The organism is Streptomyces sp. NPDC052107, from assembly GCF_040680215.1.
Taxonomy (GTDB): Bacteria; Actinomycetota; Actinomycetes; order Streptomycetales; family Streptomycetaceae; genus Streptomyces.
Map to the genome: position 1 here is coordinate 1 of NZ_JBFAWG010000046.1, position 24,921 is coordinate 24,921.

The 24,921-nt window shown below is 71.0% G+C and carries 22 protein-coding genes and 3 pseudogenes; 12 read left to right on the top strand and 13 right to left on the bottom strand.

Translation table 11 applies throughout. The features are described 5' to 3' along the window. Nucleotides 1–138: 138 nt before the first annotated feature. The 3 genes and pseudogenes from AB0M27_RS32405 to AB0M27_RS32415 all read right to left on the bottom strand — a co-directional run bounded on the left by AB0M27_RS32405 (nucleotide 139) and on the right by AB0M27_RS32415 (nucleotide 2,999). A pseudogene (locus AB0M27_RS32405) lies at nucleotides 139–1,363 on the bottom strand (RNA-guided endonuclease TnpB family protein). A gap of 158 nt (nucleotides 1,364–1,521) precedes the next feature. Further along, entirely contained in the window at nucleotides 1,522–1,785 is a 264-nt protein-coding gene (locus tag AB0M27_RS32410; protein ID WP_365727044.1) for a hypothetical protein, read from the bottom strand. Then, nucleotides 1,758–2,999, bottom strand: a complete 1,242-nt coding sequence (locus tag AB0M27_RS32415) for an NADH:flavin oxidoreductase/NADH oxidase family protein (RefSeq protein WP_365727046.1) — start codon at nucleotides 2,997–2,999, stop codon at nucleotides 1,758–1,760. Before AB0M27_RS32415 ends, AB0M27_RS32410 begins: the two co-directional genes overlap by 28 nt. 86 nt (nucleotides 3,000–3,085) lie before the next feature. On the opposite strand from AB0M27_RS32415, the gene AB0M27_RS32420 reads away from it, so the two are divergent. The 3 genes from AB0M27_RS32420 (at nucleotide 3,086) to AB0M27_RS32430 (ending at nucleotide 5,288) form a co-directional block, all read left to right on the top strand. Next, nucleotides 3,086–3,679, top strand: coding sequence for a TetR/AcrR family transcriptional regulator (locus AB0M27_RS32420; RefSeq protein WP_365727048.1), 594 nt, complete (start codon nucleotides 3,086–3,088; stop codon nucleotides 3,677–3,679). Then, nucleotides 3,676–3,879, top strand: coding sequence for a hypothetical protein (locus AB0M27_RS32425; protein WP_365727049.1), 204 nt, complete (start codon nucleotides 3,676–3,678; stop codon nucleotides 3,877–3,879). Before AB0M27_RS32420 ends, AB0M27_RS32425 begins: the two co-directional genes overlap by 4 nt. A gap of 329 nt (nucleotides 3,880–4,208) precedes the next feature. Beyond that, nucleotides 4,209–5,288: an NAD(P)-binding domain-containing protein gene (locus AB0M27_RS32430; protein ID WP_365727051.1), complete on the top strand. Its 1,080-nt coding sequence runs from the start codon at nucleotides 4,209–4,211 to the stop codon at nucleotides 5,286–5,288. Between the two features lie 12 nt (nucleotides 5,289–5,300). On the opposite strand, the gene mltG is transcribed toward AB0M27_RS32430, so the two are convergent. Then, the gene (mltG, locus tag AB0M27_RS32435) at nucleotides 5,301–6,185 is read right to left on the bottom strand and encodes an endolytic transglycosylase MltG (protein ID WP_365727052.1); all 885 of its coding nucleotides are present in this window, start codon (nucleotides 6,183–6,185) and stop codon (nucleotides 5,301–5,303) included. A gap of 102 nt (nucleotides 6,186–6,287) precedes the next feature. After that, nucleotides 6,288–8,096: an ABC transporter ATP-binding protein gene (locus AB0M27_RS32440; protein WP_365727053.1), complete on the bottom strand. Its 1,809-nt coding sequence runs from the start codon at nucleotides 8,094–8,096 to the stop codon at nucleotides 6,288–6,290. A gap of 113 nt (nucleotides 8,097–8,209) precedes the next feature. Between AB0M27_RS32440 and AB0M27_RS32445 the strand changes: the two genes are divergently transcribed. Together AB0M27_RS32445 and AB0M27_RS32450 are read left to right on the top strand one after the other, a co-directional pair. Beyond that, the gene (locus AB0M27_RS32445; RefSeq protein ID WP_365727055.1) at nucleotides 8,210–8,659 is read left to right on the top strand and encodes a MarR family transcriptional regulator; all 450 of its coding nucleotides are present in this window, start codon (nucleotides 8,210–8,212) and stop codon (nucleotides 8,657–8,659) included. 130 nt (nucleotides 8,660–8,789) lie between these two features. Further along, a pseudogene (locus AB0M27_RS32450) lies at nucleotides 8,790–8,935 on the top strand (cation:dicarboxylase symporter family transporter); the annotation flags it as partial. Nucleotides 8,936–9,129: 194 nt separating this feature from the next. Here AB0M27_RS32450 and AB0M27_RS32455 read toward each other — a convergent pair. Beyond that, the gene (locus AB0M27_RS32455; RefSeq protein WP_365727057.1) at nucleotides 9,130–10,740 is read right to left on the bottom strand and encodes a peptide-N4-asparagine amidase; all 1,611 of its coding nucleotides are present in this window, start codon (nucleotides 10,738–10,740) and stop codon (nucleotides 9,130–9,132) included. Nucleotides 10,741–10,906: 166 nt separating this feature from the next. Beyond that, nucleotides 10,907–11,656, bottom strand: coding sequence for a L,D-transpeptidase family protein (locus AB0M27_RS32460; protein ID WP_365727119.1), 750 nt, complete (start codon nucleotides 11,654–11,656; stop codon nucleotides 10,907–10,909). Nucleotides 11,657–11,991: 335 nt separating this feature from the next. Between AB0M27_RS32460 and AB0M27_RS32465 the strand changes: the two genes are divergently transcribed. The 4 genes from AB0M27_RS32465 (at nucleotide 11,992) to AB0M27_RS32480 (ending at nucleotide 16,961) form a co-directional block, all read left to right on the top strand. Then, nucleotides 11,992–13,797 carry an ABC transporter ATP-binding protein gene (locus AB0M27_RS32465; RefSeq protein ID WP_365727059.1) on the top strand — a complete coding sequence of 602 codons (1,806 nt, stop codon included), beginning with the start codon at nucleotides 11,992–11,994 and terminating at the stop codon, nucleotides 13,795–13,797. Next, nucleotides 13,794–15,575, top strand: coding sequence for an ABC transporter ATP-binding protein (locus tag AB0M27_RS32470; RefSeq protein WP_365727061.1), 1,782 nt, complete (start codon nucleotides 13,794–13,796; stop codon nucleotides 15,573–15,575). Before AB0M27_RS32465 ends, AB0M27_RS32470 begins: the two co-directional genes overlap by 4 nt. Nucleotides 15,576–16,169: 594 nt before the next feature. Then, on the top strand, nucleotides 16,170–16,637 hold the full coding sequence (locus AB0M27_RS32475; RefSeq protein WP_351804538.1) for a DUF5709 domain-containing protein: 468 nt from the start codon (nucleotides 16,170–16,172) through the stop codon (nucleotides 16,635–16,637). Between the two features lie 60 nt (nucleotides 16,638–16,697). After that, nucleotides 16,698–16,961, top strand: coding sequence for a type B 50S ribosomal protein L31 (locus AB0M27_RS32480; protein WP_365727063.1), 264 nt, complete (start codon nucleotides 16,698–16,700; stop codon nucleotides 16,959–16,961). An 86-nt stretch (nucleotides 16,962–17,047) separates the two neighbouring features. On the opposite strand, the gene AB0M27_RS32485 is transcribed toward AB0M27_RS32480, so the two are convergent. Beyond that, a complete protein-coding gene (locus AB0M27_RS32485) occupies nucleotides 17,048–17,842 on the bottom strand; it encodes a metal-dependent hydrolase (RefSeq protein WP_351804534.1) in 795 nt (264 codons plus the stop codon). A 145-nt stretch (nucleotides 17,843–17,987) separates the two neighbouring features. Here AB0M27_RS32485 and AB0M27_RS32490 point away from each other — a divergent pair, with 145 nt between their 5' ends. Both AB0M27_RS32490 and AB0M27_RS32495 read left to right on the top strand, forming a co-directional pair. Then, nucleotides 17,988–20,501, top strand: a complete 2,514-nt coding sequence (locus AB0M27_RS32490) for a DUF3516 domain-containing protein (protein ID WP_365727066.1) — start codon at nucleotides 17,988–17,990, stop codon at nucleotides 20,499–20,501. 40 nt (nucleotides 20,502–20,541) lie between these two features. Then, nucleotides 20,542–21,411, top strand: coding sequence for an acyl-CoA thioesterase II (locus AB0M27_RS32495; RefSeq protein ID WP_365727068.1), 870 nt, complete (start codon nucleotides 20,542–20,544; stop codon nucleotides 21,409–21,411). Nucleotides 21,412–21,442: 31 nt separating this feature from the next. Here AB0M27_RS32495 and AB0M27_RS32500 read toward each other — a convergent pair whose 3' ends face one another. The 3 genes and pseudogenes from AB0M27_RS32500 to AB0M27_RS32510 all read right to left on the bottom strand — a co-directional run bounded on the left by AB0M27_RS32500 (nucleotide 21,443) and on the right by AB0M27_RS32510 (nucleotide 23,176). Beyond that, nucleotides 21,443–21,604, bottom strand: coding sequence for a hypothetical protein (locus tag AB0M27_RS32500; RefSeq protein ID WP_365727069.1), 162 nt, complete (start codon nucleotides 21,602–21,604; stop codon nucleotides 21,443–21,445). Between the two features lie 62 nt (nucleotides 21,605–21,666). Next, nucleotides 21,667–22,636 (bottom strand): annotated as a pseudogene (locus AB0M27_RS32505) (DUF6397 family protein). A 126-nt stretch (nucleotides 22,637–22,762) separates the two neighbouring features. Next, nucleotides 22,763–23,176 (bottom strand): roadblock/LC7 domain-containing protein, encoded by a 414-nt coding sequence (locus tag AB0M27_RS32510; RefSeq protein WP_365727071.1) that lies wholly within the window; start codon nucleotides 23,174–23,176, stop codon nucleotides 22,763–22,765. A gap of 91 nt (nucleotides 23,177–23,267) precedes the next feature. On the opposite strand from AB0M27_RS32510, the gene AB0M27_RS32515 reads away from it, so the two are divergent. Continuing rightward, nucleotides 23,268–23,696, top strand: a complete 429-nt coding sequence (locus AB0M27_RS32515; protein ID WP_365727072.1) for a PPOX class F420-dependent oxidoreductase — start codon at nucleotides 23,268–23,270, stop codon at nucleotides 23,694–23,696. Nucleotides 23,697–23,705: 9 nt separating this feature from the next. Here AB0M27_RS32515 and AB0M27_RS32520 read toward each other — a convergent pair whose 3' ends face one another. Together AB0M27_RS32520 and AB0M27_RS32525 are read right to left on the bottom strand one after the other, a co-directional pair. After that, nucleotides 23,706–24,308, bottom strand: coding sequence for an ATP/GTP-binding protein (locus AB0M27_RS32520; protein WP_365727073.1), 603 nt, complete (start codon nucleotides 24,306–24,308; stop codon nucleotides 23,706–23,708). Nucleotides 24,309–24,505: 197 nt separating this feature from the next. After that, nucleotides 24,506–24,916: a DUF742 domain-containing protein gene (locus tag AB0M27_RS32525; protein WP_365727075.1), complete on the bottom strand. Its 411-nt coding sequence runs from the start codon at nucleotides 24,914–24,916 to the stop codon at nucleotides 24,506–24,508. Nucleotides 24,917–24,921 lie beyond the last annotated feature (5 nt).

Below are 24,921 nucleotides of genomic sequence, written 5' to 3' on the forward strand. Positions count from 1 at the left end.
CCTGGAAGCAAGGCCACCGCCCCGAGCGCACCCGCACCACCCACTTATCCCGCCTCCTCACCCACCCCTCGAAATGAGAGATCAGCAACGGGGTCCTGAAGGAGGGAGATTCTGGCCTGCTCGCTCGGTGCTGTGCCGCTACGCGGCACGGACATCGGGCGGGCTTCCGTGGCTTCCTGTTTCGTCGCGCTGTGCCAGAAGGGGTTCTGGTCTTACCGGCGCTCCGCAGGCTGTCACCGCCAGTCCGGCGGCCTTGATGTTCTTCGCGGCGTTGTGGTCGCGGTCGTGGAGAGTGCCGCAGGCCGCGCAGGTCCACTCCCGCACGTTGAGGGGTCTGGGTCCGTCGCGGTGGCCGCAGGTGGAGCACACCTGGCTGGTGGGCTCGAACCGGCCGGCCTTCACGAAGGTCCGGCCGTACCGCTTCGCCTCGTATTCCAGCATGCTCACGAACTGGGACCAGCCCGCGTCGTGCACGCTTTTGGCCAGCCGGGTGCGCGCCAGTCCTACGACCGCCAGGTCCTCCACCGCAACCGCTTGATTCTCGCGGATCAGCCTCGTGGACAACTGGCGATGGAGCTCGCGGCGCGCGTCAGCTACCTGCGTGTGGGCGCGGGCGACTTTCCGGCGAGCCTTGGCCCGGTTCTTGGATCCTTTCTGCTTGCGGGACAGCTCCCGCTGGGCCTTGTTGAGTTTCTTCTCGGCCCGGCGCAAAAACCGCGGGGAGCCGGTCTTCGTGCCGTCGGACAGGACCGCGAAGTGGGTTAGGCCCAGGTCGATGCCGAGGGCGCGGTCGCAGTCCGGCTCGCTGAAGCGGGTTCGGTCCTGCTCCGGATCGGTCTCGATGACGAAGGAGGCGAAGAACCGCCCCGCCGCGTCCCGGATCACGGTGACACTGGAGGGGATCGAGGAAAGAGCCCGCGACCAGCGCACCCGCACCTCGCCGATCTTCGGCAGCAACAGCCTTGCGGTCTCGGTGATCCTCCAGCGCGCGTTCGCGGTGAACCGGACCGACTGCCCTTTCATCCTTGCGGGACTTGAAACGAGGTGCCCCCTACCCTCCTTTCCGGGCTCCCTTCAGGGAGGCGAAGAAGTTCCAGTACGCGCTCTCCGCGTCCCGCAGCGCCTGTTGCGGCACAACCGCCGACACCTCCGCCAGCCAGTGCCGCTCGCGGGTCTTCTTCGCCTCGGTGACGAGCGTCTTCGACAGCACGGCCACGGTGGGGAACGCCGCGCCCGCCGCCCGCGCCCGCTCCCGCGCCGCGATCGCGTCGTTGTACACCACCCGCGCGCACCCGAACGCCCGGGTCATCGCGGCGCGCTGACCCGGTGTCGGGTCCAGGCGGAAGGCATACCGAAGCTGCATGATCGGGACGCTGACAGCAGTCACTGACAGCCGGGACGGATCAGCCGGATCCAGCTCCGCTGGAACGATTCGGCGACGCCCCGCGTCGCCGGCTTCCGATCCGCTTCACCACCGGCGTGAACACCGGTGCACTGCGAGAATGAATGCCGGTAGCAGCCTCACCGGCGCGCACGGAGATCGGCGCATGGCGGTACCGGCTTGGCCGGTGCCTGTTCGATGTCGCGCCGGCGGTCACCCGGCACAGGGGCGAGCAGGATCGGAAGCAGCGCACCATCGGGTTCGGCCGGATCCAGCGCGCGCTCGGCGGCGAGCAACGGCGAGCCTGTGTCGTGGCGCCTCCGGCCCTCCCCCACGTTCGGCGGGGCGAGCGCGGCTGATCCGCCGTCCTCACCGATCAGCTCGGGGCGGACGCCGGCAGCCACGAGCGGTAGCGGCGCAGCGCACGGCGCTGCACCAGTTGGTCGGAGATGAGCGCGGCAACCGGACGGGTGCCCAGCGCGGGTTCGGCTCCGCGAGCCATCCGGCGCATCTGGTGGCGCACCAGCGCCATGCCGGCCGCCGAGGCGAGGATCTTGTCCGACCAGGTCACCGGTCGGAGCCGCCCGTCCGCTTCCCGGCCTTGTCGCCAGCGGGCGGGCAGGTCCGGCGTGGCGGCCAGTGCGGTGCCGATGCCGATGAGCTCGACCCCGCCCGCGAGCACCCGCTCGGCCGTCTCCCGCCGCGTGATGCCACCGGTCAGCATGAGCGGGACCGGGCTGCCGGCGACCAGGTCCGTCGCCATGTCCAGGAAGTAGGCCTCGCGAGCCTGGGTGCGCGCGTCGGCGGGCCGGCCGGACATCGCCGGGCTCTCGTAACTGCCACCCGACAGCTCCACCAGGTCGACGCCGAGCGGTTCGAGCATCGCGATCACCCGCCGGGCGTCGTCGACGTCGAACCCGCCGCGCTGGAAATCGGCGGAGTTGAGCTTCACCGCGACCGCGAACGAGGCAGACACCCTCGCCCGCACCGCCCGTACGACATCGAGCAGCATCCGAGCGCGGTTCTCCAGTGGGCCGCCCCACTCGTCGGCGCGCTTGTTGACGAGCGGCGACAGGAACTGTGACAGCAGATAGCCGTGCGCGGCATGGATCTCCACACCGTCGAACCCCGCTTCTTCAGCGCGTGCCGCGGTCACCGCGAACCGATCGACCGTGGCCTCGATCTGCTCCGGCGTCATGGCGGCCGGACGGCCGAACCGACCGCTGTGCCTGCCCAGGTCCACGCCCACCGCGGACGGCCCCCACACCACGCCGGGCATGTTCGCCTGGACCTGGCGGCCCGGGTGGTTGATCTGCATCCACATCGCTGCGCCGCCCGCCTTGCCGGCCTTCGCCCACTCCACGAACGGCTCCAGCGGTGCGGCGGCGTCGAGGACGATGCCTCCCGGGCCGGTGAGCGCCTCGGCGTGGACCATGACGTTGCCAGTGATCAACAGACCGGCTCCGCCCGCGCCCCAACGCCGGTACAGGGACCACAGCCGCCCGTCCGGCACCTGCCCGACCCCGGCCAATCCTTCCTCCATGGCCGCCTTCGCGATCCGGTTGCCCAACACCGGCCCGGACCGCAGCAACAGCGGCGAGAACAGCTCTCTCGACACCCCGGGACCTCCTCGTCACCGATACAATGTGCGCACCGCTCACATTAGGGCGACAATGTAAGCAGCGTCAACTTTCGAGGTGTCCCATGCCCAAGTCCAGTGGCCCGTACCATCACGGCGACCTGCGGGCCGCGTGCCTGCGCGCTGCGAGCGAGCTGCTGGAGGAGAGCGGCAGCGGCGGGCTCTCGCTGCGGGCGGTGGCACGACGCGCCGGCGTCTCCCCCACCGCTCCCTACCGCCATTACGCGGACCGCGACGCGCTCGTCTCGGCGGTCGCCACGGAGGGCTACCGCGAACTCGCCGGGCACCTGACTACGGCGCACCCCTCGCCCTCGGCGCCCGACGACCTCGCGGCCGTCGCCATCGCCTACGTCAGGTTCGCACTCGAACACCCGGCGCTGTTCCGGGTGATGTTCGCGGAACCCTGCGACCCCGGCAACGACGACCGCGCCACCGCCACAGCCGCCGTCTCCGAGTACGTCACCGCTCTCGTCCGGCGCGCCTTCCCGGACGCCACCGGCCCCGACGCCCTGGCGACCGCCGTCTGGGCGCTCGTCCACGGCCTGGCGTTCCTGCACCTCGACGGGAAGCTCGACGCCTCCACCCCCGAGGTGGTCGCCGACCAAGTGCGCGCCGCCGTCCACGCCCTGCTCGCCGCCTCCGGTTCAGGAGCCCGTTGAGGGCCTGGTTTCTGGCATCGACGGGCGGCCGGCCGCCCGTCGAGATCCACCTGGTCGCCGCAGGCTGCGGTCGGACCACGGTCCCCTGCGCACTCGCCGCCGCGCACCGGGGGGTGCGCATCTGCCCGCCCGCGGCGGCCCGCAACGGCAGCGCCGCCTGCTTCTGGCCCGACTCTCCCCACCCCCTGCCGAACCCGTGACCCGCCCCGCCTACGCCTTCCTCGTGGGCAGCGCCCACGAGGACACATCGCCGCGCAGGCGTTCAGAGACAGTGCCCCTCGACCCACCCACGGACAAGGGACTCACCCATAGGACCCAGGTCGGCGAGGCCGGCTCATCGAGCAGCACGCGATGCGTGGCTGGATCCGGTATGCCGCGGGAGAACTGCCCCCGCAGCTACGGCTGGTGCTGACGCTGCGCCACTTCAGCACCATCGGGACGGTGCCCAGCCGGCTCCACCAGGCCCGGTCCAGGATCGCTCGGGCCGGCTCCCGGGAAGATCCACGCCCGGATCCCGGTTGGGAGAAGCGTGAACGAATCGCATGAGGTCGAGGTCGTCGTCATCGGCGCTGGTCAGGCCGGGCTGTCCAGCGCCTACCATCTGCGGCGCACCGGTTTCGAGCCGGACCGCGACTTCGTGGTCCTCGACCACTCCCCCGCGCCGGGCGGCGCCTGGCAGTTCCGGTGGCCCTCGCTGACGTACGGCAAGGTGCACGGGATGCATGCGCTGCCCGGCATGGAGCTGACGGACGCCGATCCCGCGCGGCCCTCGGCGGAGGTGATCGGTGAGTACTTCGACCGGTACGAGCGCACCTTCGACCTGCGCGTGCGACGGCCTGTGGACGTGCGGGCGGTACGGGAAGGCGACGGGGGGCGGCTGCTCGTGGAGACCTCGGACGGTACCTGGTCGACGCGTGCCCTGATCAATGCGACCGGCACGTGGGACCGGCCGTTCTGGCCGCGCTATCCCGGTCAGGAGACCTTCCGCGGGCGGCAGTTGCACACCGCGCAGTACGCCGGACCGGAGGAGTTCGCCGGACAGCGCGTCGTGGTCGTGGGCGGCGGCGCCTCGGGCACCCAGCACCTGCTGGAGCTGGCCCCGTACGCGGCCGCGACCACCTGGGTCACTCGGCGCCCCCCGGTGTTCCGCGAGGGGCCGTTCGACCAGGAGGCGGGCCGCTCGGCCGTCGCGCTGGTGGAGGATCGGGTGCGCCAGGGGCTGCCCCCGCGCAGTGTGGTCTCGGTCACCGGGCTGCCCCTCAACGACGCCGTCCGGCAGGGGCTCGCGGACGGGGTCCTGGACCGGCAGCCGATGTTCGACCGGATCACCCCGGACGGCGTGGAGTGGGACGACGGTCGGCACGTCAGCGCCGATGTGATCCTCTGGGCGACGGGGTTCCGCGCCGCGCTGGACCATCTCCGTCCGCTGCGGCTGCGCGAGCCGGGCGGCGGGATCCGGGTCGAGGGCACCCGGGCGGTGGCCGATCCACGCGTCCATCTCGTCGGCTACGGCCCGTCGGCCAGCACCATCGGCGCGAACCGGGCGGGCCGCGCGGCCGTCCGGGACATCAGGCGACTGCTGGCCGAGGAACAGCCGGTCGCCGCGTGACGTCCCGCCGGCTCAGCCGACCGAGGGCCGCGGGGAGGCCGGACTCTGGCTCGGGCTCTGTGCCTGACCCGTGCCCTGGTGGAGGGAGTTGAACTCCGCCACGTTGCGCAAGTGCGTCCTGTAGTCGGAGGTGAAGCGGGTGTCTCCCGGCTTGACCGTGACGAAGTACAGCCAGTCGCCCGGCGCCGGGTTGAGCGCTGCGCGCATCGCCTCCTCGCCGGGGTTGTCGATCGGTGTGGGCGGCAGGCCCATGCGCTGGTAGGAGTTGTAGGGACTCTCGATGCGTGTGTCGTCCTGACTGGTGTTGACGGTGCTGCGGCGCAGCGCGTAGTTGATCGTCGAGTCCATCTGCAGCGGCATTCCGCGCTTGAGACGGTTGAACACGACCCGGGCGACCTTTCTCATGTCCGCCTTCGTCGCGGCCTCGGCCTGGACGATGCTGGCGATGGTGACGGTCTGATAGACGTTCATCGCGTTGCGCTGCGCCCCGGCCGCGAGCGGCGCCGCGTTGAACTTGCTGTCGGCGGTGTCGACCATGAAGCGCAGCACGGACTCGGGCGTCGCTCCCCGGTGGAGGGGATATGTAGCCGGAAAGAGATAGCCTTCCGGGTTGCCCGCGGCGTCGCCCGGCAGCTTCAGACCGGCCTTCTTGACGGACTGTCGCGTGCTTCCGGAAGGCAGTTGGAGGGCTTTGTCGATCGCTTGGTACACCTGGCTCGCGCGCCAGCCCTCCGGGACGACCAGTGCGGCGGTCAGTGTCTGCTCGGGTCCGCTGTCCAGCGTCAGCAGCGGCACCGCCACGGCGGTACCGGCCACGACGGCGCCGGCCACGACGAGGACGAGTTTGCCCCGGCGTGTCAGTCGAATCATGCTCCGTGGCGGATTGTTCGTCTGCATGCGGGAACGGTAATACGCATACCATCACAAACCCGGCATATATTCGGTCTGTCGGTTCGGAGCGTCAGCGCATCGGTTACGGCGCGTTCGGCTCGGCCGCGTTCAGCTCGTCGGTTCCAGTTGCGCGTCCCGGCGCACCAGTGCGGCGTACCGCCCGTCCAGTTCCAGCAGTTCCTCATGGCTGCCGCGTTCGGCGACCCGTCCGGAGTCGAGGACCACGATCTGGTCGGCGCCGCGGATCGTGGACAGGCGGTGGGCGATGGTGATCGTCGTCCGGTCGGCCGACAGGGCGTCGATCGCCTCCTGGACGGCGGCCTCCGTACGGGTGTCGAGCGCGCTGGTGGCCTCGTCGAGGATGAGGACCGGCGGATCGCGCAGGATGGTGCGGGCGATCGCGAGGCGCTGCTTCTCACCGCCGGAGAAGCGGTGGCCGCGTTCGCCGACGACCGTGTTGTAGCCGTCGGGCAGCGCGGCTATGTGGTCGTGGATCTGCGCCGCTCCGGCCGCCGCCCGCAGTTCCTCGTCCGTGGCGTCCGGCTTGGCGAAGCGCAGGTTGTCGGCGACCGAGGCGTGGAAGAGGTACGTCTCCTGCGAGACGACGCCGACCGCGCGGGCGAGGGTGTCGAAGTCGAGGTCCCGGACGTCGACGCCGTCGATGGTGACGCGGCCGCCGGTGACGTCGTAGAGGCGGGGCACCAGATAGCCGAGCGTGGACTTACCGGCGCCGGTCGGGCCGACGACGGCGAGGCTGCCGCCCGCGGGCACGGTGACGTCGACGCCGTCGAGGACGGGGCGGGTCCTGTCGTCGTTGTCGTAGCGGAACTCGACGTCCTCGAAGCGGACTTCGCCCTTGACCTGGTCCAGGTGGACGGGCAGCTCACGCTCGGTGATGTCGATGGGCAGGTCCAGATACTCGAAGATGCGCTGGAAGAGGGCGAGGGAGGTCTGGATCTGGACACCCGTGGCGAGCAGGCTCACGGCGGGCCGGAACAGACCCTGCTGGAGCGAGACGAAGGCGACAATGGTGCCGAGCGAGACCTTGGGGCCGCCGAACTGCAGGGCCAGGCCTGCCGTCCAGTAGATGACGGCCGGCATCGCAGCCATGACGATCGTGATCACGGCCATGCGCCAGCGCCCGGCCATGTTCGACTTCACTTCCAGGTCGACCAAGCTCTCGGACTCCTCGGCGAAGGACGCGGTGAGCGAGTCGGAGCGGCCCATCGTGCGGCCGAGCAGGATGCCGCTGACCGAGAGCGACTCGGTGACGGTGGCCGCCATCGCGGCCATCTGCTTCTGCCGCTGTGTGGTGATCTTCTTGCGTTCGTTGCCGACGCGGCGACTGATCCACACGAACACCGGCAGCAGAAGCAGCGAGACGATCGTGAGCCGCCAGTCGAGGGCGATCATCGCGACGATCGTGGCGACGACGCTGGTGACGTTGGACACCAGCGAGGTGGCGGTCGAGGTGACGGTGGCCTGCATGCCGCCGATGTCGTTGGCGATCCGGGACTGCACCTCGCCGGTACGCGTGCGCGTGAAGAAGGCGAGCGACATGCGCTGCAGCCGGCCGTAGACGGCGGTGCGCAGGTCGTGCATGACGCGCTGGCCCACGGTGGTCGAGATCAGCGTCTGGAGCACACCGAAGACGCTGGAGAGGACGGCACTGAGGATCATGCCGAGCGCGAGCAGGCTGAGCAGGCCGGTGCGGCCCTGGGGGATGGCGACGTCCAGCGTCTCCTTGAGCAGGAACGGCGTGGCCACCGAGACCAGCGAGGCGGCGCCGACCAGCAGGCCGACGATCGCGAGGCGCCCGCGGTAGGGACGGAAGAGCTTCAGGATGCGGCGCACCTGCCGGGGCTGTTCCTTGGCGTCGGCAGGCGGGGTCCAGGACGGTTCTCGATCGGGATGCATGGGCTCCTACGGAGGTGTACGGGCGCCGGTCGGGGTCGGCCGGCGATGACGAACGGGTCGCAGCTCATTGTTACCTATACTCACAATGAACGGCATCCTGATATTGTTCCCGCATGACCACCCCCGATCCCGACGGCCTGCTCGCCGAGCAGTTGCTGCGGCTGACCCGCCGGGTGCACCGCATCCAGAAACGCCATCTGGAACGGCACGACCTGGGCGTCACCCCGGCCCAGTCCCGGCTGCTGCGCACCCTCGCGCACTACGCCTCGCCCCCGCGCATGGCCGACCTCGCCGAGCGCCTGGAGGTGGTGCCGCGCGCGGTGACGACGCTGGTCGACGGGCTGGAGGCGAGCGGGAAGGTACGGCGGGTGCCGGATCCGGCGAACCGGCGAGTGACCCGGATCGAGCTGACGGACGACGGGCGTACGACCCTGCGCGAGCTGCGCGGCGCACGCCGCTCGGCGGCCGAGGAGATCCTCGCTCCGCTGACGGAGAAAGAACGTCAGGTGCTCGGCGTGCTGCTGGACACACTCATCGAGGGGGACGGCGGCCAGCGCTGCTGAACCCGGCGCACCGGGAGCGCCGGGCTCCGGCTCCGCCCCCTCGTCGGGTGCGAACGCGGTCTCCCCGTCCGACACCTTCTTCGCCCACACGGTGTCCAGCACGCCCTCCCAGCGGAAGACCGCGAAGCGCAAGGGCATGGCGGGCATGCCCGGTTCGGCCTCCTCGCACTGTCCGCGACCGCGACCTCGCTGGGTGTCATCCCCGCCGGAGCGGTCGCCCTCCTGCTCGGCGTCGACCGGATCATGGACTCCTTGTGGGTCACCACCAACCTGATCAGGGCGGCCTTCCCGACGACGATGCCGGGCACGAGTGCGCAGGCGATCTGCGCGAAGAGGAAGGTGCGCAGTATGCGTGCGACGCGTCGCGGCAGGGACGGTACGGGCTGCGGCACGGGCACTCCTTGAGCGGAGACACCCGTGTCACAGCCGTGTACATCACCCCGCGGGTGGCGCAGTCCACATCGCCGTGCTCAGCAGCGCTCGCGATCCTCCGTCAGCGCTCCCTGAATCGTGGTCAGCGAACGGTCGTAGCAGCCGTCGGAGCCGTACAGCCGGTAGCGCTCGTTCGATGTGCCCACAGCGCGCCGCTGGTCGCGCGGGACGTTGATCGTGTATGCAGCGTCGCCGCTGTAGGTGTCGTCGAGCCGCGACCACGCGGTGCGTCGGCCGTCCCGAAGTTCCACGACCGACGCGCGGTCGCCGAGCGTCAGCACGGTGTGCAGCCGGTCGTCCGCGCCGATGGTCGTCGCGCCGTTCATGGTGTACGTCCGGTCGGTGTGCGTCGTCCGCGCGGCGCCGTGACCGCCGACGGTGACCGTCTGGTCGTCGGACCACGTCGCGTCCAGTCCGTCCGTGTTCTCGCCGTCGGTCCAGCGGTGGACGGAGGTGTTGGCGAGCGTCCGGGTGACGGTGGTGGTCACACGGCCGTGCGAGGTCTCGAGATATCCGGACACAGTGAGCCGGTGTCCTGCCTCGGTGTTCACGTGGTTCTCCGAACCGGGCGTGTACGTGGAGGAGTTGGCGATGTCCGTCGCCTTGTTCCCGGTGAGCGCCCCCGTGACGTGGGCGCGGTGCGCGTCCTGCCAGACGAGGACGTTCACCGGTGCGCTCCAGCCCGACTGCCCCGCGGGCACGCCGACGACGGAGACCTCGACGCGGTGCGGACGCCCGTCATCGAGCAGGCCGGCGAAGGGTGTGAGGTCGTATTCGATCGGCCGGACGTCGAAGGCGCCCGGCGCCGGAACGACGTACCAGAGGAAGGGGTTGGACCAGCCGCCGGTCCAGACGTTCGGGAACGGCGCGGCGATTCCGGCGAGTTGGCCGTCGACCTTGATCTGCACCTCGCGGTACGGGCCGTGATCGGCCTTGCAGGAGTACGACGCCGGGTCGGCCACGGTCAGGTACCAGAACTCCTCGCAGCCGCCGCCCGAACCGGTCGCGTAGACCTCGGCGACGATCCGCTCGCTGTTGCGCGGGGTGGTGAGGGTCGTGCCGTCGGGCGTGTCGGCGAGGGTGAGCACGCGGTCGGGGGTCTGCCGCATGGGGTGGCCCGCGTAGAAGGTCAGGGTCACGTGTACGTCGATGACGCCGGTGTAGGTGTCGTTCACGACGTTGCCGATCAGCATCTCGACGTCCTGCGGGCTGCGGAAGGTGTCGCTGTAGCGGGTGACATCCTTCTGGACGTGCCATTCGATGCCGTCGGGCGAGGGCTCCGGGGTGGAGGTGCGGAGGATCTCGACCCCGCCGACGTGCAGATAGCCGAGGCGGTCGTACTGACGGCCCTTCACCTTGCCGTCGAGTCGCAGGACCACCTTGCTCCAGTGGTCGCCGCAGCCCTGGGGCGGGGTGTACGCGCCCCGGTACGGCGTGAAGTCGCGGAACTGGGCGTCGGCTAGCGTGACCTGGCACGACTTGCTGTGCGGCCGCTCGACGGGCGGTGCCGCAGTGACCGGGTCGTGCCAGTCCGTTCCGAACTCGGCCGGGGTGTCGGCCGCTTGGGCGGCAGCGGCGCCGGTACCGAAGAACGCGCTCGCCAGGAGGGTCGCTCCGGCAAGCATGGACATGACTATCCGTCTTCTCATGGCCGGTGTTCTACGGCCAGTCGGGGCCGGCCCGCAATGACGCCTCAGGGAGAACGGCGTGATCGGGTGCCGGGCATGCCGGCGCCGAGCCGCACTTCATGCATGCGGCTGCCCGGATCGGGCTTGGCCCCGCTCCTGGCCGCCGGCCGGCGTCCGCGCCGGTCCTTCAGGCGCGCAGTGCCGCCCGGTCGCCCATCACCATGGCCGGATGCCGGGCCGGGTCGAGAGTGCGCAGCAGGAACTCCATGGCGTCCTTGGACACGCTGACGCACGCGGATGTGCCGTCGCCGTGGTCGAGATGCAGCCAGATGCCGCCGCCCTTGTCGTCGCCCTCGGGGCGCGTGCCGTCGTGCGGCGGGGTGCCCGGGAGACGGTTGTAGTCGATGGCGATGACGTAGTCGAAGTCGTGCTGGTGCGCCTCGTCCCAGTCGTTCGGCGGCGCGTAGGCGGCCGCGTCCTGGTCGTACGGCAGCAGGGTGCCCGGGTCGTCGAGCACACCTCCCGCGCCGGAGAGACCGAACACGCCGACAGGACTGCGCTCGTCGCCCATGTGATGGTCCGTGGTCCAGCCGTTCCGGCCGTTGTGCGCCGGCCAGCCGGCCACCGGCCGCCACTCCGAACCCTCCCGTGTGTAGAGCACGACCGTGGAGTCGGCTAAGTCCTCGCCCTCGCCGTACACCGCGACGACCTGGCTGGAGTCATGGGGGATCCGCCGGGCCAGCCGGTCACCGATGCCCGGGATGCGGGTCGGGTCGGTCGTGGGGGCGGTCGACACCGCGGTGGACACCGTCGGGCTCGGCCCGGCCTGGCCGCGGGAGCCCGTCGCCCCGCCGGCGCGGGCCGGGCCGGCGGCGTGGGTGCCGCACGCCGACAGAGTCGCCAGGAGAGTTCCAAAGGCCGTCGCCGCGACCGTCATTCGCCGCACACTGTGGATCCGCACGCGACCATCGTTGCACCACGTAACGGTTGATTGTTCGATCTTCCGGACATTCGGGTGACGGCCGAATGTCCCCGTTCGACCGGCCAACCACCTGCCCGGTGAAAACCGTCAGCCTCGACCCCGTCCGAGGCCGGTCCCGGTGGTCAGTGGCCGGAAGCAGGTGGACTTCGCTGCTCCGTCGGGAAAACCGTTTGAAATTCACCACCGGGCGACGCGAACCTTTCACGGCTTGTCACCGCTTTTCGCCGCCTCCCCACTTCACCCCATCCCCTTGTCATCCCTTCCCTCCTGACACGAGCCACTGGATCGTCATGCAGATTCAAGACCTTCCGTACTCCGATCCGGGCGTCCCGGACGCACGTTCGGGCCCCCGATTCCTGTGGTGGCTCGGACGGAACCAGCTGGGCGGGCAGCTGAGGTCGCTCGCCTGGGGCCTGCTGCACTTCGTCTCCGTCTCCGCCCTGCCCTTCTGTGTCGGCCTGGCCGTCCAGGCGGTCGTCGACCGCTCCGGTATCCGGCTCGCCCTGACGGGCGGTCTGATGCTGCTGTGCGGCACGGGCATCGCCATCGGCGACACCTTCCTGCACCGGACCGCCGTCACCAACTGGATCACGGCCGCCGCCCGCGTCCAGCAACTGCTGGCGCGCAAGGCGGCCCAGCTGGGCTCCGCCCTGACCCGGCGGGTCGCCGCCGGCGAGGTGGTGGCGGTCTCCACTGGCGACGTCGAGAAGATCGGCTGGTTCGTCGAGGCGGTCTCCCGGTTCACCGCGGCCGCGCTGACGGTCGTGGTGGTCTGTGTCGGCCTCCTCGTCTACCAGCCCGCTCTGGGCGTGGTCGTCGCCGTCGGGCTGCCGGTCGTGGCGCTCGCGGTGCTGCCGCTGCTGCCCCGGGCGACGCGCCGCGCCGATGTGCAGCGCGAGAAGGCGGGCCGGGCCACCGAGCTGGCCTCGGACACGGTCGCCGGGCTGCGGGTGCTGCGCGGCATCGGCGGCGAGGAGCTGTTCCTCGACCGCTACCGCCGCGCCTCGCAGGAGGTACGGCACGCCGCGGTGCGCAGCGCCCGGATGTGGTCGCTGATCTCCTCCGTCCAGGTACTGCTGCCCGGGCTGCTGCTCATCGCCGTCGTCTGGCACGGCATCCACCTGGCCCGCCAGGGCCGGATCACCGTCGGCGAACTCGTCACCGTCTACAGCGCCGTGATGATCCTGAATTATCCGTTGCGCCATTTCGAAGAGATCGCGATGGCCTACTCGTTCTCCCGCCCCTCGGCCAAACGCGCGGCCCGCGTGCTGTCGCTGCAGCGGTCCACGGCCACCGAGGGCACCCTCGAGGCGGAGGTGCCGGGCGGAGACCTGTACGACCCCGGCACCGGTCTGCTCGCTCCCGCCGGCCGTCTCACCGCCGTGGTCTGCGGCGATCCGGACGCGGCGGGCAGGCTCGCGGAGCGGCTGGGCGGCCACCCCACCGAGCCGGGCCGGTCGGTCCTGCTCGGCGGGATCGCCCTGGACGACCTCCCCCTGGACAGCGCGCGCACCGCCGTTCTCGTCCAGGACAAGGATCCGGTACTGCTGTCCGGCACGCTGCGCGAGCTGCTCGACGTGCCCGCCTCGGGAGCCGTACGCGCCGCGGACGCGCTGGCCGCGGCGCAGTGCGACGACGTCCTCGACGCGCTCGTCCAGGGATCCCTGGACGCCGCCGACCCGATGGACGCCCGCATCACCGAGCGCGGACGATCCCTGTCCGGCGGCCAGCGCCAGCGGCTCGCCCTGGCCCGGTCACTGGTCACCGACCCCGAGGTGCTGGTGCTGGACGAGCCGACCTCCGCGGTCGACTCGCACACCGAGGCACGGATCGCGGACGGACTGCGCCGGCTGCGCTCGGGACGCACGACCGTGGTGTTCACCTCCTCGCCGCTGCTGCTCGACCGCGCGGACCGGGTCGTCCTGGTCCACGAGGGCGAGGTCGTGGCGGTCGGTGTGCACCGCGAACTGGTCGACGGCGAGCCGCGATACCGGGCCGTGGTCACCCGGGAGACGGACGACGAACTGGCCGCAACAGACGAGGCCGCCCTGGTGGGCGGACGCCCGGAGCTGGAAGAGATCGAGGAGAGCGCATGATCGGCGTTGCGCCACCGACGTACGACCCGGCGGCCCCGACGACCGCCACCACCCTGCCCGTCGGCGCGGCCGCGACCGTGCGCGCCTATGTCGCCGAGCTGTTCCGCCGGCACCGCCGGGCGTTCCTGCTGCTCATCGGCGTCAACACGGTGGCCGTGATCGCCTCCATGGTGGGTCCGTACCTGCTCGGCGGCCTGGTCGAGCGCATGTCCGACCGGTCCCAGGAGCTTCATCTGGGCCTGGCCGCCGGGCTGTTCGTGCTCGCGCTGGTGGTGCAGTCCGTGTTCACCCGGCAGGTACGGCTGCGGGGCGCGGTGCTCGGCGAACGGATGCTGGCCGACCTGCGCGAGGACTTCCTCGTCCGGTCGGTCGGGCTGCCGCCGGGCGTGCTGGAACGGGCGGGGACGGGCGATCTGCTCTCCCGCATCACCACCGACATCGACCGGCTGGCCAACGCGATGCGCGAAGCCGTGCCGCAGCTGGCGATCGGTGTCGTGTGGGCCCTGCTGCTGCTCGGCGGGCTCGTCGTGACGGCTCCGCCGCTGGCTGCCGCGGTGCTGCTCGCCGTACCGGTGCTGGTGGCCGGGTGCCGCTGGTACTTCAAGCGGGCGCCCTCCGGCTACCGGTCCGAGGCCGCCGGATACGCGGCCGTCGCCGCCGCGCTCGCCGAGACGGTGGACGCGGGCCACACCGTCGAGGCGCACCGGCTCGGCGCCCGCCGCGTCGCCCTGTCGGAGCGGCGGATCAAGGAGTGGACCGCCTGGGAGCGGTACACGCTGTGGCTGCGGTCCGTGCTCTTCCCGGTCATCAACGCCGTGCACATCATCGTGCTCGGCTCGGTACTGATGGTCGGCGGGGCGTTCGTCCTTAGCGGCTGGATCGGGGTGGGTCAGCTGACCACGGGGGCCCTCGTCGCGCAGATGCTCGTCGACCCGGTGAACCTGATCCTGCGCTGGTACGACGAGGTGCAGGTCGCCCAGGTGTCGCTGGCCCGCCTGGTCGGTGTGCGGGACATCGAGCCGGACGCCGGGGACGCCTCGCTGGCGCCGGACGGGCGGGACGTGCGGGCCGACCGGGTGCACTTCGGCTACCGCGAGGGCGTCGACGTGCTGCGCAAGGTGTCCCTGGAGGTCGCCCCGGGCACGCGGCTGGCCCTGGTCGGCCCCTCGGGCGCGGGCAAGTCCACCCTGGGCAGGCTGCTCGCCGGGATCTACGCACCCCGCGACGGCCGGATCACCCTGGGTGACGCAGAGCTGTCTCGGATGCCCGCGGAACGTGTCCGGTCGCACGTCGCCCTGGTCAACCAGGAACACCACGTCTTCGTCGGCTCCCTGCGCGACAACCTTCTGCTGGCCCGCACCGATGCGACAGACGCCGAGCTGTGGGAGGCGCTGGGCGCGGTCGACGCGGACGGCTGGGCACGGGCACTGGACGACGGCCTGGACAGCGAGGTCGGCTCCGGCGGTCTTGCGCTGACCCCGGCGCAGGCCCAGCAGATCGCGCTGGCCAGGCTGGTGCTCGCCGATCCGCACACGTTGGTCCTGGACGAGGCGACCTCGCTGCTGGACCCGCGCGCGGCCCGGCATCTGGAACGCTCCCTGGCCCGCGTGCTGGACGGCCGCACCGTGGTCGCCATCGCCCACCGCCTGCACACCGCCCATGACGCGGACGTGATCGCCGTCGTGGAGGACGGCCGCATCAGCGAGCTGGGCAGCCATCACGAGCTGGTCGCGGCGGACGGCGCGTACGCGGCGCTGTGGCGGTCGTGGCACGGCTGACGCTCCGGCGAGGACGCGGGCGACCGCTACCGAGACGCAGCAACTGCGGGCAAGGCCGGTCCCCGCGATCGCGGCGGCGCTGCCGACCGTGACCGGGTGCGCACCGCCGGATGCCGTGACCACGGCTGTCGGTTCTCGGGACGGCCCGTCCGCCGCGGGCGGGCGCGCGGCGGGGACCACCGCCGGCGCCTGGGCCCGCCGGGTCAGGGCGGCCAGGTCAGCAGCCGCGCCTTCCGGCACCTCGGGCAGCCGGGCCACGGCGAGCGAGCGCCCGCCAGGGTCTGCCGACGCTGCACCAAGCCAGGTCACAGCGGGCAGGTGCGGAGTCGCCCCGGCCGGCACCTCGGGCAGCCGAAACACGGCGAGCGGGCGCGCTGTGAGGTATGACCGGTGCCGGTTCTCGGGCGTGGGCACTGACCGGGGCTCGTGCCGTTGCGCAGTCCCGAGCAGGGGTGGAAGTCTGGAGAACGGCACCGGTGTGGGGAACGCCCCGGAACCATCCGGTTCGCGGCGCGTGAACCTCGCGCCACGCGTGCCGGCGGCCCGCTGCCCGTAGTGGTGGCACATGGCCGTCCTCACCACCTGGAGGTACTCGTGGACAGCGTCGACGGCTGGGGGGACGACGTCTACCAGCCCGATCCCTCGGAGATCCGGGAGGACTCGGGGGTGCTCGACGTCGAGGACACATTGGATTTCGACGGCGTCTCGGACCCGCTCGACCGTGGCTGGTCCCCGCCCGAGCGCCCTTGGGCGGTGGAGCACACAGGGGTGACGGCGGCCGAACGTCAGGCGGGCGAGACCCTCGACCAGCGGCTCGCCGAGGAGCAGCCCGACCTCGTCGCCCGCGACGGCGACGACATCGGTGACCGCGACACCGACGGGGAACTCCTCGACAACGAGGTCGGCAACCTCCGCTCCGGCCGGCTGGTGGCCCCGGACGAGGGAGCACACGAGGACGAGGAGGCCGCCCTCGTGGCCAACGACGTCGGCATCGACGGCGCCGCCGCCTCCGCCGAGGAGGCCGCGATGCACATCGTCGACGAGGACTCCCTGCCCGGCTGACCCGCGGGCTCCGGTCGACCCGCCCACGCCCTGCCCGACCGCCCGGCACGAGGAGCCGCCATGCAGCAGGACAAGCACCCCGACTACCACCCCGTGGTCTTCCGTGACCGGGCCGCCGGATACGCGTTCCTGACCCGCTCGACCGCGCAGAGCGACCAGACCATCGAGTGGGACGACGGCCAGACCTACCCGGTGATCGACGTGGAGATCTCCTCGGAGAGCCACCCCTTCTACACGGGCAAGGCCCGCACGGTCGACACCGAGGGCCGTATCGCCCGCTTCGAACGCCGGTACGGCGGAGCAGAGGCGGGCGGGGCGACCTGATCCCGCGGGGTGCCCCGGGCAGGGGTACCTCGGGCCAGGTGCCGGGCGCCTCGGTTGCAAGGGGTGCCTTGGATGCGAGGGGTGCCTCAGATGACGTTGAGGGCGGCCGCGCAGCCCACGCCGCCGAGGAGCATGAACACCGGCATGAGCACCTTCAGCTCCACCCAGCTCCCGGCCCGGAACCGCATCACCTTCGGCGGCCCCACGGGGTACCAGCGCTTGCGGCCCAGGGGGATCGGCCACAGGATCGGGCAGCCGGACACCGTCAGCGCGTCCCCGATGTCGTGCACCAGCGCGCCGAGCACGATCGGCAGCCCCAGCCACAGGTACTGCTGGCCCGGTGCCGTGAACAGCCAGTCGGAGCCGTTGCCCGGCTTGTCCAGGACGCCCGCGAGGATCCACGCGGTGGTCGCCGCCAGCAGCCAGACCAGGACATCGCTGCTGGAGCCGCGTGCCGCCCGCCACAGCAGCCCCTCGATCGCCAGCACCATGTGCACGAACAGGATCGCCAGCACGGCCCAGCGGCCCCCCGCGATCGCCGCCGCCGAGCAGCCGGCGCCGATCAGGACCGCCCACAGCCAGGTGTGCGTCAGCGTACGGTGACCTCCGGAACGGCGCGGGTCGCCCTTCATCCGGGTCGCCTTGTAGACGGCGTACGACAGTTTGTCCACGATCTCGCAGATCCAGCGGGAGATCGGCCCGAAGGCCCGCGAGATCGTGGCCGCCTTGTGGTCGAGGTCCGGAGCGAGCGCGGCGCCGGCGCAGATCAGAGCGCCGCAGAGGAGGACCGGCCAGGGCATCGGGTGACCTGCCGCGGCGGCTGCCGCTCCGACGCCGAGCCAGGCCGCGGCCCCCGACAGTGAGTGTGCTGGTCCCATCATGGCCGCTTCCCGCCCCATTCCTCGTGTGCCGCTGTCCAGTTGACCTGGTGCGCTGACGTCTCGTCGGCGCCACAGCGTAGCGGCCGTGATCTTCCTGCCCGCAGCCGATTCCCCTCTCGGGGTCGAGGCCAGGCAAGATGGGTGCGTGACCCTCATCGATCAGCTGCCGCCGACCGCCGACCCCGACGCCCTGTACGAAGCCTTCGAGTCGTGGGCGCAGGAGCGCGGCCTCACCCTCTACCCCCACCAGGAGGAGGCGCTGATCGAGGTGGTCTCCGGGGCGAACGTGATCGTCTCGACGCCCACCGGCTCGGGCAAGAGCATGATCGCCGCGGGCGCCCACTTCGCCGCGCTGGCCAGGGACGAGGTCACCTTCTACACGGCCCCGATCAAGGCCCTGGTGTCGGAGAAGTTCTTCGAGCTGTGCAAGCTGTTCGGCACCGAGAACGTCGGCATGCTGACCGGTGACGCCTCCGTGAACGCCGACGCGCCCGTGATCTGCTGCACCGCCGAGGTGCTGGCGTCGATCGCGCTGCGCGACGGCAAGGACGCGGACATCGGCCAGGTCGTCATGGACGAGTTCCACTTCTACGCCGAGGGCGACCGCGGCTGGGCCTGGCAGATTCCGCTGCTGGAGCTCCCACAGGCGCAGTTCATCCTGATGTCGGCCACTTTGGGCGATGTGTCGTTCTTCGAGAAGGACCTCACCCGCCGCACCGGCCGCACCACGTCGGTGGTCCGCTCGGCGACCCGCCCGGTGCCGCTCTCCTACGAGTACCAGCTCACCCCGCTCACCGAGACGCTCACCGACCTGCTGGAGTCCAAGCAGGCCCCGGTGTACATCGTGCACTTCACGCAGGCGCAGGCCGTGGAGCGGGCCCAGGCGCTGATGAGCATCAACATGTGCTCGCGCGAGGAGAAGGACCAGATCGCCGAGCTGATCGGCAACTTCCGCTTCACCACCAAGTTCGGCCGCAACCTCTCCCGTTACGTACGGCACGGGATCGGCGTCCACCACGCCGGCATGCTGCCCAAGTACCGGCGCCTGGTGGAGAAGCTCGCCCAGGCGGGCCTGCTGAAGGTCATCTGCGGTACGGACACGCTCGGTGTCGGCGTCAACGTGCCCATCCGCACGGTGCTGTTCACCGCCCTCACCAAGTACGACGGCAGCCGTGTACGCACGCTGCGCGCCCGGGAGTTCCACCAGATCGCGGGCCGGGCCGGCCGGGCCGGTTTCGACACGGCGGGGCTCGTCGTGGCGCAGGCGCCGGAGCATGTCATCGAGAACGAGAAGGCGCTGGCGAAGGCGGGCGACGACCCGAAGAAGCGGCGCAAGGTGGTGCGCAAGAAGGCGCCGGAGGGCTTTGTCGGCTGGACGGAGAACACCTTCCAGAAGCTGATCGAGTCGGAACCCGAGCCGCTGACCTCGCGTTTCCGGGTGACGCACACGATGCTGCTGTCGGTGATCGCCCGCCAGGGCAACGCGTTCGAGGCGATGCGCCACCTCCTGGAGGACAACCACGAGCCGCGCAGGCAGCAGCTCCGGCACATCCGCCGGGCGATCGCCATCTACCGGTCGCTGCTCGACGGCGGGATCGTGGAGAAGCTCGACAAGCCCGACGCCGAGGGCCGTATCGTCCGGCTCACGGTGGACCTTCAGCAGGACTTCGCGCTCAACCAGCCGCTGTCCACGTTCGCGCTCGCCGCGTTCGAACTCCTCGACCCCGAGTCGCCGTCCTACGCCCTCGACATGGTCTCCGTCGTCGAGTCGACCCTGGACGACCCGCGGCAGATCCTCGTCGCCCAGCAGAACAAGGCGCGCGGCGAGGCCGTCGCCGCGATGAAGGCCGACGGCGTCGAGTACGAGGAGCGTATGGAGCGCCTCCAGGACATCACGTACCCGAAGCCGCTGGAGGAGCTGCTCTTCCACGCGTACAACACCTACCGCAAGAGCCACCCCTGGGTCGGGGACCATCCGCTGTCGCCGAAGTCGGTCATCCGGGACATGTACGAACGGGCGATGTCCTTCACGGAGTTGGTGTCCTTCTACGAGCTGGCTCGCACCGAGGGCATCGTGCTGCGCTACCTGGCCAGCGCCTACAAGACCCTCGACCACACCATCCCGGACGACCTCAAGTCCGAGGACCTGCAGGATCTGATCGAGTGGCTCGGCGAGATGGTGCGGCAGGTGGACTCCAGCCTGCTGGACGAGTGGGAGCAGCTCGCGAACCCGGAGGAGATGACCGCCGAGGAGGCCCAGGAGAAGGCCGACGAGGTCAAGCCGGTCACCACCAACGCGCGCGCCTTCCGGGTCTTGGTCCGCAACGCCATGTTCCGCCGTGTGGAACTGGCCGCTCTCGACCAGGTCGAGGAGCTCGGCGAGATGGACGCCGAGTCCGGCTGGGACGCCGGCGCCTGGGGCGAGGCGATGGACAAGTACTGGGACGAGTACGACGACCTCGGCACCGGTCCCAACGCCCGCGGCCCCAAGCTGCTGGTCATCAACGAGGAGCCGGAGAACGGCACCTGGCGCGTCCGCCAGATCTTCGACGATCCGAACGGAGACCACGACTGGGGCATCAGCGCCGAGATCGACCTCGCGGCCTCGGACGCCGAGGGCCGCGCGGTCGTGCGCGTCACCGATGTCGGTCAGCTGTGAACCCTTGTCGACCAGTTGTGAGCCCAGGAGAATCCCACCGATGACGACGAATCCGGCCGAGCGGCTGGTCGACCTGCTCGACCTGGAACAGATCGAGGTCAACATCTTCCGTGGCCGAAGCCCGCAGGAGTCGCTGCAGCGGGTCTTCGGCGGCCAGGTGGCGGGCCAGGCACTGGTCGCCGCCGGCCGCACCACGGACGGCGACCGCCCGGTGCACTCGCTGCACGCGTACTTCCTGCGCCCGGGCCGCCCCGGTGTGCCCATCGTGTACCAGGTGGAGCGGGTCCGCGACGGCCTGTCGTTCACCACGCGCCGGGTCACGGCCGTGCAGCAGGGCCGCACGATCTTCAATCTGACCGCCTCCTTTCACAAGGCTGAGGAAGGACCGTTCGAGCACCAGCTGCCGCCGGCCCGTGAGGTGCCGGACCCGGAGTCGCTGCCGACGGTCTCCGAGGAGATCCGCAAGCACATGGGCGCGCTGCCGGAGCAGTTGGAGCGGATGGCGCGCCGCCAGCCCTTCGACATCCGCTATGTCGACCGGCTGCGCTGGAACGCCGAGGACATCAAGGGGGCCGAGCCGCGCAGTGCCGTGTGGATGCGCGCGGTCGGACCGCTCGGTGACGACCCGCTGGTGCACACGTGCGCGCTGACCTACGCCAGTGACATGACCCTCCTGGACGCGGTCCGCATCCCGGTCGAACCGTTGTGGGGGCCGCGGAACTTCGACATGGCCTCCCTGGATCACGCCATGTGGTTCCACCGGCCGTTCCGCGCGGACGAGTGGTTCCTGTACGACCAGGAGTCGCCGATCGCCACCGGTGGCCGGGGCCTGGCCCGTGGGCGCATCTACGACCTGCAGGGGCGTCTGCTCGTCTCGGTTGTCCAGGAGGGCCTGTTCAGGTCCCTGTAGCGGGCCGAGGGCCGGCCTGCGGCCGGGCGGGTCAGACCCGCGCGGGCCGGGGGCTTCTGCGCCGCAGCCAGGCGCGCAATCCGCGGTTGGTCCGCGTCGGGGCCTGCTCGACCCGGCGGTGTCCCCAGTCGGCCGGCGACGGCGCGGCCGCCGGCATCGCCGGCGTGCCGTGCCACTCGAACGCTCGGACCACGGGCTCACCCTTCGGCTCGGACGCCCCTGACAGCGGTCCGCTGTTCGCCCCGGACACCATCGTCACCGGCCCCCTCTCCGGCTCGGGCGGTCGCAGCAGCGGCTGCTCGGGGGCCCGGGACACGGCCGGCTCCGCCCCGGGCTCCGACTGCGCCGACGCCGTCGGCTCCATGGGCCGTGTGACTGTGCGGGCCATGGGCGGGATGGGCCGCGCAACCGCTCGCACGGTCGGCGCGGCGCGACGGGCGGCCGGGCGTGGGGCCGGGGAGAGGGCGCGCGCTTCCTCGAGCACATGGGCCAGTTCGCTGCGGAGCCACTCGATCTCGTCCGCGTCCTGCGCGGTCGCGATCCGCTCGGCGAGGTGCGCGGCAGGCGATCCCGGAGTGCCCTGACCGGGTGGCGCCGGCCGGAACCGGCTCAGATAGGCCCGGTCGTACGGATCTTTGACGAGGTCGGCGATCTCGACGGGCGAGAGGAAGGCTGCCACGGCGCCGGCCCGTACCCACGGCTCCTCTGCCTGCCTCAGCAGAAACCCGAGGTGGCGTCCCCGCCAGTTGCGGGCGCGCAGGTCCGTCCCGGCCTCCAGTTGGCCTCGCAGGTTCTCGGGCGTACGCCCCTTGAGCAGGTGGGCGTTCCTGGTGTCCGAGGTGAAGTTCCGCAGGTCTTCGGCCAGATACAGCCAGACCACGGCTCGGTAGCGGTTGAGGTACCACTTCACCGGCACGAGCAGGCCCAGGCGGGCGAGGCGGGTGAACCGCCCGGCCGGGATCTCCATGAGCGCGGCGCCCTCCGTGGTGCCCACCACCCGCACGCGCTCATGGAGAGTGTCCGGGTAGCCCTCCTGTGCGCGAAGGCGGTCGATCTCCGCGCGCTCCACCCTGCGACCTCCTCCCCCGCCCTCGTCGGGCACGGTCCGGATGTGGCCGAGGTGCACGGCGAGGTCGAACTCGCCTCGTTTGAGGCCCAGTTCCCGGGCGGCGTGGCTCGAGGTGCAGGTCGTGGGCCGGGGCGTGCTGAAGGTGCTTGCCGACATGGTCGTACTCCCCCGTGGAGTCGTTGGCTCACGCCCTGTGCGTTCGCCGCGCACACACCGTAGCCAATTCCGTCCAGGGCGTGGTGGGCCTGTGGATAACTCCGCGACGCGAGGAGAGACAACAGGTCAGGCGTCTGCGTGGGGGGTGCGCTCGGGTTGCCGGGCGTCGACGCCGAGGTGCTCGCCGACGCGATTGACGAGCAGGGTCATCTCGTAGGCGATCTGGCCGATGTCGGCCTCCGCGCCGCTGAGCACACACAGGCAACTGCCGGTGCCGGCCGCGGTCACGAACAGCACCGCGTCGTCGTACTCGATCATGGTCTGGCGTACCCTGCCGGCGCCGAAGTGGCGGCCCGATCCCTTGGCCAGGCTGTGCAGCCCTGATGCCACGGCGGCCAGATGCTCGGCGTCCTCACGACGTAGGCCCGTGCTCGCGCCCGTGACCAGTCCGTCGTTCGACAGGACCAGCGCGTGCCGCACGTCGTCCACTCGCTCGGTCAGATCGTCCAGGAGCCAGCCGAGTCCCTGGTTCTGCGCCATCTCCGTCTCCCCGTGTGATGTCTCCCCCTTGCTGGAGGAACTCCTCGCCAGCCTTCCCCACCTCCGGCGTCCGGGCAAGCAGGATGGGCGCATGGCACAGAAGATGACCGACGAGGAATGGCGGGCGTTCGTCTCGCACGGCACCCGGACCGGCAAGCTGTCCACCGTTCGCGCCGATGGGAGCCCACATGTGGCCCCGATCTGGTTTCTCCTGGAGGGGGACGAACTGGTCTTCAACACGGGCAAGGACACGGTGAAGGGGCGCAATCTCGCCCGGGACGGGCGGGTCGCCCTGTGTGTGGACGACGATCGGCCGCCGTTCCACTTCGTGGTGCTGAACGGCCGGGCGCGGCTGTCGGAGGACCTGGACGAGCTGCGTCATTGGGCCACCCGGATCGCCGCCCGGTACATGGGTGAGGACCGCGCCGAGGAGTACGGCGCCCGCAACGGCGTTCCGGGTGAGCTGCTGGTCCGGGTCCCGGTCGACCAGGTGGTGGCCGTGAAGGATCTGGCGGCCTGAGCGGCACGGTCAGCCGACCGAGTCCAGGAGCCGGGCGGTGTGCATCCGCCCGGCGTACTCGACGAGCCGGATCAGGACTTCCTTGCCGGAGTCCCGGTCACGGGCGTCGCACAGCACCACGGGGGTGCCGCCGTCCAGGTCGAGGGCACGTGAGACGTCGTGAGCGCCGTAGGTGCGGGCGCCCGGGAAGCAGTTGACGGCCACCACGAACGGGATGTGCCGGTGCTCGAAGTAGTCGACCGCGGGGAAGCAGTCCTCCAGGCGCCGGGTGTCCGCGAGGACGACGGCACCGAGGGCGCCCTGGGACAACTCGTCCCAGAGGAACCAGAAGCGGTCCTGTCCCGGTGTGCCGAAGAGGTAGAGGGACAGGCCGGAGCGGATGGTGATGCGACCGAAGTCCATGGCGACGGTGGTGGTGACCTTCTGGTCCACGCCGTCGGTGTCGTCCACCAGCTGCCCTGCCTCGCTGAGGAGTTCCTCGGTGCGCAGCGGCCGGATCTCGCTGACGGCCCCGACCAGGGTCGTCTTGCCCACGCCGAACCCACCGGCGACCAGTATCTTCAGCGCCAGGGCGGCGTCGTCGCCGACGGCTTCGCAGTGTTCGGTGACCATGATCACTTCTCTCGGGAGGACCGGCTGCGGTCGGCGTCCGTCTGCTGCGGGCGCGAAGGCAGCATCATGACAACGAAGCTGCACCTCCGGGTCGTCGGACCGGAATGCACCTGATGTGACTGACTCGCGTCCGGTCGGAGGCGGAACGCGTACGGATCGGGACGCAGCGCGGCGTACGGCGGCTTCGTAACATTCATCTACAGCGCTCGCAGCCCCGCGATGACCTCGCGCAGAATCCGCTCGTCGGGCAGGTGGGCCGGCGGCACGGGACGGCTGACGACCACGCAGCCGAGTTCCAGGAGGTCGCCGAGGAGCACCCTGACGACGCCGACGGGAAGGTCGGCGTCCGCCGCGAGTTCGGCGACGGACTGTGTCTCCGTGCGGCACAGCTCGATCAGCGTCCGGTGCTCGGGGCCGAGCGCGGCGTCCTCGAGCGCCGGTGCCGCGGGGTCGAGGGTGACGAGGGCGATCAGGTCGAAGCGCACCCCGGTGGGACCCGGCTGGGTGCGCCCGCCCGTCATCGCGTACGGGCGCACGAGTGGTCCGGCCTCGCCGTCGTACCACTGGCTGCCCGGCTCCCACGGACCGGCGCTCTGGTTCTCGGTCATCTGTG

Bases quoted from the DNA above. Each gene is read 5' to 3' on its own strand.
- AB0M27_RS32420 (WP_365727048.1), top strand. From the start codon at position 3,086: ATGCCCAAGTCCAGTGGCCCGTACCATCACGGCGACCTGCGGGCCGCG.
- AB0M27_RS32495 (WP_365727068.1), top strand. From the start codon at position 20,542: ATGACGACGAATCCGGCCGAGCGGCTGGTCGACCTGCTCGACCTGGAA.
- AB0M27_RS32525 (WP_365727075.1), bottom strand. From the start codon at position 24,916: ATGACCGAGAACCAGAGCGCCGGTCCGTGGGAGCCGGGCAGCCAGTGG.
- AB0M27_RS32440 (WP_365727053.1), bottom strand. From the start codon at position 8,096: ATGCATCCCGATCGAGAACCGTCCTGGACCCCGCCTGCCGACGCCAAG.
- AB0M27_RS32510 (WP_365727071.1), bottom strand. From the start codon at position 23,176: ATGGCGCAGAACCAGGGACTCGGCTGGCTCCTGGACGATCTGACCGAG.
- AB0M27_RS32455 (WP_365727057.1), bottom strand. From the start codon at position 10,740: ATGAGAAGACGGATAGTCATGTCCATGCTTGCCGGAGCGACCCTCCTG.
- AB0M27_RS32460 (WP_365727119.1), bottom strand. From the start codon at position 11,656: ATGACGGTCGCGGCGACGGCCTTTGGAACTCTCCTGGCGACTCTGTCG.
- AB0M27_RS32485 (WP_351804534.1), bottom strand. From the start codon at position 17,842: ATGATGGGACCAGCACACTCACTGTCGGGGGCCGCGGCCTGGCTCGGC.
- AB0M27_RS32515 (WP_365727072.1), top strand. From the start codon at position 23,268: ATGGCACAGAAGATGACCGACGAGGAATGGCGGGCGTTCGTCTCGCAC.
- AB0M27_RS32480 (WP_365727063.1), top strand. From the start codon at position 16,698: ATGCAGCAGGACAAGCACCCCGACTACCACCCCGTGGTCTTCCGTGAC.
- AB0M27_RS32445 (WP_365727055.1), top strand. From the start codon at position 8,210: ATGACCACCCCCGATCCCGACGGCCTGCTCGCCGAGCAGTTGCTGCGG.
- AB0M27_RS32520 (WP_365727073.1), bottom strand. From the start codon at position 24,308: ATGGTCACCGAACACTGCGAAGCCGTCGGCGACGACGCCGCCCTGGCG.
- AB0M27_RS32465 (WP_365727059.1), top strand. From the start codon at position 11,992: ATGCAGATTCAAGACCTTCCGTACTCCGATCCGGGCGTCCCGGACGCA.
- AB0M27_RS32470 (WP_365727061.1), top strand. From the start codon at position 13,794: ATGATCGGCGTTGCGCCACCGACGTACGACCCGGCGGCCCCGACGACC.
- mltG (WP_365727052.1), bottom strand. From the start codon at position 6,185: ATGCAGACGAACAATCCGCCACGGAGCATGATTCGACTGACACGCCGG.